Annotated in this window: 10 protein-coding genes and 1 other RNA gene; 4 read left to right on the top strand and 7 right to left on the bottom strand. The window is 41.5% G+C overall.

The window, feature by feature from the left end; translation table 11 throughout:
• Positions 1-69: 69 nt before the first annotated feature.
• Positions 70-1,728 (bottom strand): 2,3-bisphosphoglycerate-independent phosphoglycerate mutase, encoded by a 1,659-nt coding sequence (gene gpmI / locus ACT3QN_RS10025; RefSeq protein ID WP_444523173.1) that lies wholly within the window; start codon positions 1,726-1,728, stop codon positions 70-72.
• A gap of 247 nt (positions 1,729-1,975) precedes the next feature.
• Here gpmI and ssrS point away from each other — a divergent pair.
• A non-coding RNA gene (ssrS, locus tag ACT3QN_RS10020) (6S RNA) lies at positions 1,976-2,171 on the top strand.
• A 110-nt stretch (positions 2,172-2,281) separates the two neighbouring features.
• On the opposite strand, the gene ACT3QN_RS10015 is transcribed toward ssrS, so the two are convergent.
• Complete coding sequence (locus ACT3QN_RS10015; protein WP_444523172.1) at positions 2,282-2,914, bottom strand: FxsA family protein; 633 nt, start codon at positions 2,912-2,914, stop codon at positions 2,282-2,284.
• A gap of 259 nt (positions 2,915-3,173) precedes the next feature.
• Between ACT3QN_RS10015 and ruvC the strand changes: the two genes are divergently transcribed.
• On the top strand, positions 3,174-3,758 hold the full coding sequence (gene ruvC, locus ACT3QN_RS10010; protein ID WP_444520613.1) for a crossover junction endodeoxyribonuclease RuvC: 585 nt from the start codon (positions 3,174-3,176) through the stop codon (positions 3,756-3,758).
• Between the two features lie 134 nt (positions 3,759-3,892).
• Here the strand turns inward: ruvC and ACT3QN_RS10005 are convergent, their stop codons facing one another.
• The 5 genes from ACT3QN_RS10005 to ACT3QN_RS09985 form a co-directional block, all read right to left on the bottom strand.
• Positions 3,893-4,843 (bottom strand): META domain-containing protein, encoded by a 951-nt coding sequence (locus tag ACT3QN_RS10005; RefSeq protein ID WP_444523171.1) that lies wholly within the window; start codon positions 4,841-4,843, stop codon positions 3,893-3,895.
• A gap of 314 nt (positions 4,844-5,157) precedes the next feature.
• Positions 5,158-5,820 (bottom strand): glutathione S-transferase family protein, encoded by a 663-nt coding sequence (locus tag ACT3QN_RS10000; protein ID WP_444523170.1) that lies wholly within the window; start codon positions 5,818-5,820, stop codon positions 5,158-5,160.
• A gap of 221 nt (positions 5,821-6,041) precedes the next feature.
• Positions 6,042-6,680 (bottom strand): peroxiredoxin, encoded by a 639-nt coding sequence (locus ACT3QN_RS09995; RefSeq protein WP_444520610.1) that lies wholly within the window; start codon positions 6,678-6,680, stop codon positions 6,042-6,044.
• Between the two features lie 243 nt (positions 6,681-6,923).
• Complete coding sequence (locus ACT3QN_RS09990) at positions 6,924-7,667, bottom strand: phospholipase D family protein (protein WP_444523169.1); 744 nt, start codon at positions 7,665-7,667, stop codon at positions 6,924-6,926.
• A gap of 168 nt (positions 7,668-7,835) precedes the next feature.
• Entirely contained in the window at positions 7,836-9,575 is a 1,740-nt protein-coding gene (locus tag ACT3QN_RS09985) for a glutamine--tRNA ligase/YqeY domain fusion protein (protein WP_444523168.1), read from the bottom strand.
• A gap of 293 nt (positions 9,576-9,868) precedes the next feature.
• Here ACT3QN_RS09985 and ACT3QN_RS09980 point away from each other — a divergent pair, with 293 nt between their 5' ends.
• The gene (locus tag ACT3QN_RS09980) at positions 9,869-10,384 is read left to right on the top strand and encodes a peptidylprolyl isomerase (protein WP_444523167.1); all 516 of its coding nucleotides are present in this window, start codon (positions 9,869-9,871) and stop codon (positions 10,382-10,384) included.
• Between the two features lie 123 nt (positions 10,385-10,507).
• Complete coding sequence (locus ACT3QN_RS09975) at positions 10,508-11,365, top strand: UDP-2,3-diacylglucosamine diphosphatase (RefSeq protein WP_444523166.1); 858 nt, start codon at positions 10,508-10,510, stop codon at positions 11,363-11,365.
• The last annotated feature ends 103 nt before the right edge of the window (positions 11,366-11,468 follow it).

The following is an 11,468-nucleotide window of genomic DNA, read 5'->3' as shown; positions in this document are numbered from 1 at the left end:
ACCTTTTAGTATAGAGATTAAATCAATATAAAGCCCAGTAACTCAAGGGCCGTTTTTGATTCGACTATCTTAGACCGCTGGGATAAGCAAGCTCTCACCTGTCATCTCCGCTGGAGCATCAATACTCATCAACGATAAAATAGTCGGTGCTATATCACTCAGTTTACCGCCATGACGTACTTGCAGCTTTTGCTCGCCCACATAAATTAACGGCACATGCTCTGTCGTATGCTGCGTATGTACTTGACCGCTTTCATAATCTTGCATCTGCTCACAGTTGCCATGATCGGCTGTGATAAGCATATCGCCACCAGCAGCACGCACTGCTGACTCGATACGGCCAACACATACATCCAAAGCCTCAACCGCTTTTACCGCTGCATCAAAGATACCTGTATGCCCAACCATATCACCATTGGCATAATTGACAACCAATACATCATACTTACCAGACTCAATCGCTTCTACTAGTTTATCCGTAACTTCAGGCGCGCTCATCTCAGGCTTTAGATCATAAGTCGCAACGTCTGGTGATGGTACTAGAATGCGAGTCTCACCTTCATACTCTTCTTCGCGGCCACCACTAAAGAAAAACGTCACATGCGCATACTTTTCAGTTTCAGCAATTCGCAGCTGCGTTTTTCCTTTATCCTGTAAATACTCTCCCAATGTATTAGCCAAAGACGTTGGGTAGTAAGCAATACTAGTCTTTGGGTTATCCGCTAGGATATCTGAATACTTCGTCAACATCACAAATGCTGCCAGTTTTGGTTGCTTTTGGCGAGCAAAACCAGAAAACTCATGGTCTGGTAAAACAAACGCTTGGGCAAGTTCACGAGCACGGTCAGCCCGGAAATTCATAAAAATAAGTGCATCATTATCATTAACGGTATATGGCACTTCATCACGTCCAATTACGGTTGTTGGACTGACGAACTCATCGGTCTCACGCGCTTTGTAAGCAGCTTGGACAGCACCATCTGCCCGTGTTGATAGACGATCAGCTTTACCTTCAGTAATCAGCTCATAGGCTTTTTGTACTCTATCCCAGCGATTGTCACGATCCATAGCATAGTAGCGTCCGATAATACTTGCGATCTGTACGCGGCCACCTTCGTAATGAGCATTCAACTTATTGATATAGTCACGCAGACGGTTGATATATTTATCAGCAGACTTAGGCGGGGTATCACGGCCATCTAAAAAGCAATGAATAAAGACATTTTTGGCACCATGGACCAACGCTGAATGACACATACCTTCGATATGGTCTTGATGTGAATGGACGCCACCATCAGAAAGCAAACCCATGATATGGACATTACCGCCGCACTCATTGGCAGCTTTTACGGCATCAACCAACGCTTCGTTTTTATAAAATTCACGGTTAGTAAGTTCACTTGAGATACGTGTCGAATCCTGATAAAGCACGCGACCAGCACCTAGGTTCATGTGACCAACTTCTGAATTCCCAAACTGCCCCTCTGGCAAACCAACATCTTCCCCTGAAGCAGAAATCAGCCCGTGAGGATACTGCTGATAGATCTTATCTAAATTTGGCATATGAGCGGCAGCGATGGCATTATCTTTATCTTCTTCACGATGACCAAAGCCGTCCAATATCATCAAGACATGCGGTATTTTTTTGTTTTGGGCACTGTCTTGGTTATTGCTAAGCTGTGTTTTGTTATTATCAATAGAGTCTGATGCTTGTTGGGTACTGGTCATATATTACCGCTCCTCGAGTGAATGAACGCCTATAATGTTGTATAAGGGAATATAAAGCACTATATATTAACACACATCTTAAAATAGCTGAAAAACTGACAATTTTTTACTAATAAACGAATGGTTTTGTATCGTTTTTATACCTTTGTATTTGTAAGCAAACCCTTACTAGTCATGCCATTCAATGGTACTGAGTATCAATCTGTAATTCAGACTTGCAATCACTCTTTTCATTGGTTAAGATGAAACTATTCTGAAGTGTTGGCTAGTAGATGTTTATTCCCTGAGCCGATAATGCTTTACTAGGATGTGGTACCTATTGTCTCATTGTGTATGCCTGCACCGCTCGCGGTGTATCAGGAAACCTGCAGAGATGATGACGCATCCGCCCTGAACTTCACGGTTCATGGGTCACCATCTTACAGCGGCACTTCGGTTGTTTCATTCGGTTAGTAACTACACCTTTTATAATTTGTTTATTTACTACCACTAAAAAGCCCCTTCCGTCATTGACGAAAAGGGCTTTTTTTATGCTTATGATTTTGTTAAATAGTTATTCGTCATTAGCAGATTTCGTAATCTTTTTTACATCTTTAGGGACGTTTTTAGCGGTACCATCAACGGTAGTATGCTGTTTAAACACATCACCAAATGGGTTCTTCTGCTGTTGACCAAATGGATTTTGACCATTCATTCCACCTGCACCACCGAATGGGTTTTGACCACCCATACCACCAGCACCGCCAAACGGGTTTTGACCACCGCCCATTTGACCACCCATCTGTTTTGCCATCATTTCCATCATTTTTTGCTGATTGTTCATGACATAATTATTGGCCAAGTCTTTTAGCTTTCTCTGCACAGGTGGCAATACGACCAATAACGCTATCAAATCACTGAGCACCCCAGGGATAAGCAATAAAATACCAGCAGCTGCCATCGCGATACTTTTGATCATGGTGGTCTCTGGTGGACGCATGGCAGGGTTCATCATGCCACCAGCTTTCATTTGCTGTGCCATTGGATTAAGAGCAGCCATACCTTTGCGTATTAATGAAATACCGATAACTGCAGCAATAATAAACCATATAAATACCCACCAGCCGCTCATAAATTGAGCAAGCAAATACCACAGTAGCATCTCGATAATAAACCAAACAATGGCTATACCAACTATCTGACCCATAAAGTGTCGTCCTATAAAATAAAAACCAATAAATTGAACGCCATGAAAATTAAAATGGCTAACATATGATGTATATGGGGATTGGTTGCTATACTATCAAACTTAAGGCTAATTTTTAAGCCATATAGTCGGTACAATATAATTTGGATACAAGGAAGATGAACGTCAGTACTACAAGTAGTAAGCTGAGCGAGCCTGACTCCGTACTCAATTTATATAGGATTAAATGTAAAACAAAATGTAAGCAAGACGGAATATTATGGCAATTATTATAGGTATTGACCCAGGGTCACGCATGACCGGTTATGGAATAGTACAGCAAACAGGGGATAAGCTGACCTATATCGATGCAGGGACGATTCGCACAGATACCAAAGAGATGCCTGAACGCCTCAAGCGCATCTTTAACGGACTAACTCGTATCACAAAACACCATTTGAAATATGCCGACGAACCTATTTATACAGCGATTGAGCAAGTATTTATGGCGGAGAACCCTGATTCTGCACTTAAGCTTGGACAAGCACGAGGCGCAGCGATTGCAGCGATGGTCGCCTTAGATTTAGAAGTATCAGAATATACCGCTCGGCAGATTAAACAAGCCGTCTGTGGCTATGGAGCTGCGGGCAAAGAGCAAGTACAAGAGATGGTATGTCGTATACTATCGTTAGAAGTTGTACCGCAACAAGATGCTGCAGATGGACTTGCCTGCGCCATCTGCCATGCTCACTCAAGCCACTCCATGAACAAGCTCATATTGAATAGTGCCATGCGCGGACGCGGTGCTTCTAAAAAGAAAGGCCGTTGGCGTTTGACTGAAGAAGATTTGGGTAACTTACGTTAAAGACAAGCGTTAAGATAGCTAGGAGTTTAAACAGGAAAGCGTTAAATAGACTTTCCATAAAAAACACGCGCTATTAGACGCGTGTTTTTTATTGCTATAAATATTTCAACTCTCAAAGCTCAAACGACAACAGGCTACTCTATAACTGAACTTTCAATCACTGCATCTAGTATATAGGCATACTTTTCATCAGCAGTATCATCTTTGATTGACTCACTGGTTTCTGATGCCTCATCGATGTTTAGCGCATAGCGTTGTAAGCGTAATACCTCTTCATGTTTGCTATCGTGCTGATAGCCATCAATTTCACCAAAGAATACTCGCCACTCTCCTTCGTGAATTTTGATGCCTTGATTATTGTAGGTGATAGGCTTAACTTGTAGACATTGTTCAGAGTTACTTGCTTCACACGGTACAGTTTCGGAGTTTACTGCCCAAAATACTGTCTCACCTTTGCTATTGTATTGTGCTTGTGCAGTAAGCCTACCATTCCATACCAAAGTCACATCGTCATCAGTAACCTGCGTTAATACTGTGTTATCGCCTTGATCTATATTGAATTCGCTACTGCCTTGCATAAATGTATTTAGGGTATTTTCAGCTCCGTCCAGATCACCACAGGACATTTTCGTACTCATACCCTCTTCAGTAGTTAAAGTATGCCCTTTTAGCTGGTAGACTGCGCTAATCGTATTACAGCCTACGCTATAGCTTAGCGTGTCTTGCCCTTGATACTGGTTAAATGAAAGGGTTATATGACTATTAATATTCGCAAGATCAGCCACAGGTTGTTCATTGGCATCGACTGCACTTATTAACATCCAACGATGATGAGATAAGGTGGTCGTTAGCTTTTCTTTATCGGTCAATTCAGTAGACTTAGATTCGTCTAGTGTAGATTTGATACTAGATATTAAACCTTCATTTTTTGCTGCGTTTGTCACTTCACTATCTTCAGCAGTCTCTGCCATATCGTTTTTGCCAGAGGCCGCTTCTTGGTGACACGCACTTAGCATCAGACTAACCACCATCACACTGGGCAATAGCAGTACTTTTAACGTTGGCTTATTTCGGCTACCTACCATATTACATACCTCTTAGTAAGCTTGTACAACTTATCTCACGTACCCTCTATGTTTTAAAACACTTATTCAAAAGATGCCATAATCTAAGAACACCTATTTTAAGTAAACGGTTCTGAAACAGAATTGATATAACGGGGTTAGACTGACCACTATAACCTTGGCTCTGTTGACCTATGTAACGAAATGTTGATTTTTATTATATTTCATAAAAAAACAGCTAACGGTTGAGGTTAGCTGTTTTGCGCTATCGCGATCAATTTACTGAAAAGGGTAATAGATAAATTTTTTAATTTGAATTATTTTCCTAGGACCTTCTAGTCGTTCACACTTGCAGGTTTTGCTTTAGCCATGTTTTTAATACTAAATCGCTCATTCATCTTTTGATAAAAACGAGCTAGGTTTGCGCCTTGTTCATTAGGATCTACTTTGAGTACTTTACCAAAGTCTAAACCTATATAGAGTACGATATCGGCAAAACTTAATTGCTCACCAACCAAATACTCGCGGTCTTCTAGTATGCTTTCAAAATAAGCAAGTGTTTTGACACCTCGTGCGATAGACGGCTCAACAAACTCTGGCACTTGCTCAACACGTTGAGCCTTAGCAGGATTACTATGTTGAAACGCCAACATGAAGTTGTATAGTACTTCGAACTCTGCAATGCGGCGCATAGAACAAACTTGTGCACGCTGTACCACATCATTACCCATTACTGAACGCTCACCGTAAACGCGGTCGAGATATTCACAAACAGCCTGTGAATCATTTAGAACAGTCCCATCAGACAGTGTTAAGACTGGAACCGTACGCATCGGGTTCATGTTAGTAAACTCATCTGAATTCTGCTCATTTTCCGCAAAATCAATATCGATAACATCGATGTCATCCATGTTATCAACATCGATACCTTTTGAGGCCAATAGGATAAGCGCTTTACGTGGATTGGGCGCGGTACGGGTGATATATAGTTTTTTCATAGTAAACTCCTTGTAATAATGATTAGACAACAACTTAGCGCTGATACGCTTTATTATGGTTGTTGTACTTATAAGTATAAACCTATTGATACGCTATACCACAGTTATAGCCTAATCTAACCGTCGTGGCAAAGTTTTATTAATCATAAAATAGAAATAATAAAAGCCCCATAACTCTAAGTCATGGGGCTTTATTTAATCACATTTAGTCATCAGTATAATTATTTGTTTGGTGCAGGTGTAGTACGTAGATACGGCTTAATCTCTTTATGACCTTTTGGGTATTTTGCAGCGATATCTTCATTTTTTACACTTGGTGGAATAATCACGTCATCACCATCTTTCCAGTCTACTGGTGTTGCAATGTTATACTCGTCCGATAACTGTAGTGCGTCAATCACACGGATAATTTCATCAAAATTACGACCACAGCTGGCAGGATATGTCAGTGTTAGACGGACCTTTTTGCTTGGATCAATAACAAAGACGCTACGTACTGTATGAGTGCTATCAGCATTAGGATGCATCATGTCATATAGTTCAGCGACTTCTTTGTTAGGATCAGCGATGATTGGAAAGTTCAGGTCTGTACCTTGAGTCTCACCGATATCGCTCGCCCACGCTTTGTGATCTTCTAGGCTATCAACAGAAATACAAATTGGTTTTACATTGCGCTTTTGAAACTCACCATTCAATGCAGCGGCGCGACCAAGCTCAGTGGTACATACTGGCGTAAAATCTGCTGGATGAGAAAAGAAAACGACCCAGTGATCACCTGCCCACTCGTGGAAATTGATATCACCTTCTGTGGTTGTAGCGTCAAAATTTGGTGCGGTATCACCTAAACGTAAATGTGCCATGTTTGAATCCTTAGTTATATGGGTGAACACTTATATCGACACGTCGGCCTCGCGTTCTATTATTATCATCGACGTGCTTAGCTATCAAATATAACATAAAGCACATCCGTAAAAACTGACTTTATCTTAACAAACTGGTTATGAATGTCTTGTGACGGATTGTAATGCGGTTATTCCATCTAACGCTAAGCTGATGGACAGAGTTTTTAATAAGTTTTATGAATCAACAGCTTTAATAAATAACTAGACCACCATACCAGCATCCCATAAGCAAAATTCGCCAAACTTACCTTTTCTGCTAGTACCACCAGTGGCACGTCCAGCATCAGCCAATACTAGATCCCCATCTTGCGTTTCTAGATAACCCGCTGCAAGCAGCTTTTCATTCAAGTCTTGAGTTTTTAAACCTAACTCTTTAGCAAGCTTAGCAGTGGTCAGTTTAGAATAATTAGGTGTAGATTCTGTCGTAGAGTTGACAGCTGCACTAATAGTAGAGTTTGTCGTTTTAGTATTATGTTCAGACTTACTTTCAGTTTCGGTCACTTTCTCAAGTGACATTCTAACTTCGTCACTGATACGGATAATGCGCTGCGCTTCCTCATAGGTGTCGGCGTAAAGCTTGGCATCGTCATTACGATAAATTAATACACCCATTTCATTGTTATTAACTTGGCTAAATTCATAAAGATTTAAACTGGTAATAATGCATTCGTTTTCGTTTAGGTAGCATTTCGCATGTAAATTTTTGCAAAAGCTAGTACGAATAAATGTCAGATTTTTGAGCCAGTTGATTTCTTCAGGGTGTAAGTCATTCTTACCATAAACAATGCGAATGTCGATCTTAAGACGGTTTCGGTCTTCTAATAACTCTTTGATACGTTCATTAAGCTTCAAATATGGGCTAATAATAATCAACCTGTCAGAAGCGTTTTTAATCAACTCTTCTAAATGATAAGTTGTCCCACTGCTGTTTAGAAACTTTGCCATTCTTATTTCCTCAAATCTTACTATGCTTAACTTTAAACTACACACGAAAAAGCCCATCCCTAGCGTACTAGAAATGGGCTTGCTTGCAAACTACTATTGTTCAGTATTATTTCAAAGTATCCTGTCCATTTGGATAACAGCGCTTTTCAAATATTAAACGAATATAAATTAGGCTGGCTTATAGCTATCACGCAAGCTAACGATTTGGTTAAATACTGGCTTATCGGTGCTGTGATCTTCGCTGTCAGAGATGAAGTAGCCTTCACGCTCAAACTGGAAGCGCGTGCCAGCATCTGCATTAACCAAAGATGGTTCAACTACTGCGTTTAACTCAGTGAGCGAGTTCGGATTTAGCGCTTGATGAACGTCAGCCACACCACTTGGGTCTTCAGCACTGAACAGCTGCTCATACATGCGTACTGTGGCTGGTACACCTTGGCTGGCTGATACCCAATGAATCACACCTTTGACCTTACGCCCTTCAGGGTTATTGCCCAAAGTAGTAGGGTCAATTGTCGCTTTTAGCTCAACGACATTGCCATTTTCATCAGTGATATGCTCAGTGACTGCTAGCACGTAAGTATTACGCAGACGAATCTCTGGCTTTTCTGGAGAGAGACGCTTGTAGCCTGCAGGCGGTTCAATCTCATAATCACCCTGATCGATATATAGCGTTTCAGTAAATGGAATCTCACGCTCGCCCATATCGACGTTAGGATGGTTCGGCTGAGTCAACCAAAGCGTCTGAGTCGCCCCATCAAAACGTGCATTAACGCTATCGGCTTTTTGCGACTCCCAGCTACTGACCGCTTCTGCAAAGTTGGTGATAGTCACTTTTAATGGCTTCAATACCGCCATACCGCGACCAGTAGTCGTTTCTAACGATTGACGAACGCTAAACTCTAGTAAACGGAAATCAACCACACTATCCGCTTTGGTCACACCCACACGCTCACAGAAATCACGCAAGCCCTCTGGCGTATAACCACGGCGACGCATGCCAGCGACGGTCGGCATACGTGGGTCATTCCAACCACTGACGATCCCTTCATCTACCAATTGCTTTAGCTTACGCTTACTGGTCAATGTATGGTCAACGTTTAAGCGGCTAAACTCGTACTGATGCGGCGGTACGTCAAAGCCGACTTTCTCAATAACCCAATCATAGAATGGACGATGATCTTCAAACTCAAGCGTACATAATGAATGGGTAATACCTTCTAGCGCATCCGAGAGTGGATGAGCAAAATCATACATGGGATAAACGCACCATTTATCACCAGTCTGATGATGCGCTTGATGCATTACACGATAAATGACAGGATCACGCAGGTTCATATTTGGGCTGGCCATGTCAATTTTGGCACGCAAGATAGCCTTTCCTTCAGCGTACTTACCTACTTTCATATCATCAAAAAGCGCTAGGTTTTCTTCAACACTGGCATCACGATATGGTGAAGGCGTTCCTGCTTCATTAAATGAACCACGGTTATCGCGGATTTGCTCTGGGGTTTGCAAATCAACATAAGCGTCGCCTTGCTCAATCAATTGGACTGCCCATGCATGTAGCTGATCAAAATAACCTGAGGCATGATGTGCCTCGCCTGCCCACTCAAAACCTAACCACTGTACATCGTTCTTAATATTGTCGATGTAATCTTGCTTTTCAGCAGTTGGGTTGGTGTCATCAAAACGCAAGTTGCACACACCGCCGAACTCTTTGGCCACACCAAAGTTCAAGCAGATAGATTTTACATGGCCTAAATGCAGGTACCCATTCGGCTCAGGCGGAAAGCGCGTTACAATTTGCTGGTATTTTTGCGCATTGACATCGTCACGAATGATATTACGAATAAAATCGTTTTTTGGTTCGTCTTTTTGTGCATTGTTGCTTGAGTGATCACTCATCGGGCATTGCTCCTAACGCAAATTGTCAGTTCATGGTGCGTGCCATCACGCATCACAGAACGTTTAAACTAAAATATAAAAATAAAATGAGAATATAAAAATTTAGATAGTGCGACTGCATTATCAAAATTTGTCAAAAATGGATAAAGTTGCGTTATTCTATCAGCTTTTGCAAACGCATTAACAGCCTGATACATGACACGAGATAAAAAAGTCGTTAGACTATCCGTAACTTTTTAACCACCACCCACAATAGTGCTATTTAAGGCGCTGCAATCAAAAAGGAATCTCCCATGGTAGACATGCCACCAGTAGTAGAACTAGAAACCAATATGGGTGCGATCGTTATCGAACTCAACGATGAAAAAGCACCAAAAACCGTAGAAAACTTTTTAAACTACGTAAAATCTGGTCAGTATGACGGTACTATTTTCCATCGCATCATTGATGGTTTCATGATTCAAGGCGGCGGAATGGACGCTGAAATGAATGAAAAACCAACCAATGCGCCTATCGAAAACGAAGCGGACAATGGTCTAAAAAATGACAAGGGTACTATCGCAATGGCGCGTACCCAAGACCCGCATTCAGCAACTAGCCAGTTTTTCATCAACGTAAAAGACAACGACTTCCTAAACCACTCTGGCAAAAACATGCAAGGTTGGGGCTACACCGTATTTGGTAAAGTCACTAGTGGTATGGACGTTATCGAAAAAATGCGCAGCGTACCAACGGGTCGTTTCGGTATGCATGCTGATGTGCCAAAAGAGCCTGTTGTTATCAACTCAGCTACTATCGTTACTCAGTAGTAGTTATTTAATAGCAGCTATTCAGTAATAGTTACTTAGCGATAGCTGTGAATGAGCGAGCATTTTTTAATAGAATTGATTAAATGTTGCTCGCTATACGATAAGTCACGAGGACAAAGATAAATGCAAAGTTTTAATCACTTAATCACGACCCGCCCTCATCAAGTGCGGCAAGTATTGATTAGCGATTTGCATTTATCGCCTCAAGAGCCTGCCTTAGTGCAGGCTTTTTTAGCGCTGCTCGATGACTGTCTTGCCCTACCCACTCTCAAACGCCTCTTTATATTGGGTGATTGGTTTGAGGTGTGGCTGGGTGATGATACCTACTTGTCACTTTCAGAAGATGAGCAGATGGCGCACTGGTTGACGCCGCTTATCATTAGACTCAAACAATTACGTATAAATGGATGTGAGATATTAGTCATGCACGGCAATCGTGACTTTTTATTGGGTCAGCCGTTTTGTAATCTGTTCGGTGGTGAGCTTATTAACGAGCCGTACACTTTGCCCATTGGTCCGCAGAATTATCGCTTAGAACATGGTGATGCACTCTGTACTGACGATAAAAAATATCAGTTTTTTCGCAGGATTATGCGTAACCGCTTAACGCAGTGGTATTTGCTTAATAAGTCACTAGAAAAACGCTTAGCCATTGCTGACAATATGCGCCAACGGAGCCAGCAGAACAATGCTAATAAAGCCGCTTATATCATGGATGTGAATGATGAAGCCGTGAGTAAAGCCATCACCACTAGCGATGCATTATTGCACGGACATACTCATCGTCCAGACATTCATCAGGCGACTACTGATAAAAAACGTTATGTGCTTGGCGACTGGCGATTATTAGATGAAGATTCCCGCCAGCCGAAAGTCAGTGCAGTGATTGGTGCAGTAACAGATAACGTGCATTCAAATGACAGCTCTAGTAGTCATAATACTGAGTTTGGATTGTTTGAGTTTGAATGTCTTATTCGCTAAAGAACGTTTGATGACTTTTTAGACAACGCATCTCAAAACATTTTTTTTAATATAAAAAGGGTCTGTTGATAATTCAATAGACCCTTTTTACTTTTACTACACT

This window comes from Psychrobacter sp. AOP7-C1-14, from assembly GCF_052376135.1.
In the GTDB taxonomy this organism is placed as follows: Bacteria; Pseudomonadota; Gammaproteobacteria; order Pseudomonadales; family Moraxellaceae; genus Psychrobacter.
This window is presented reverse-complemented; position numbering and strand designations above follow the sequence as displayed.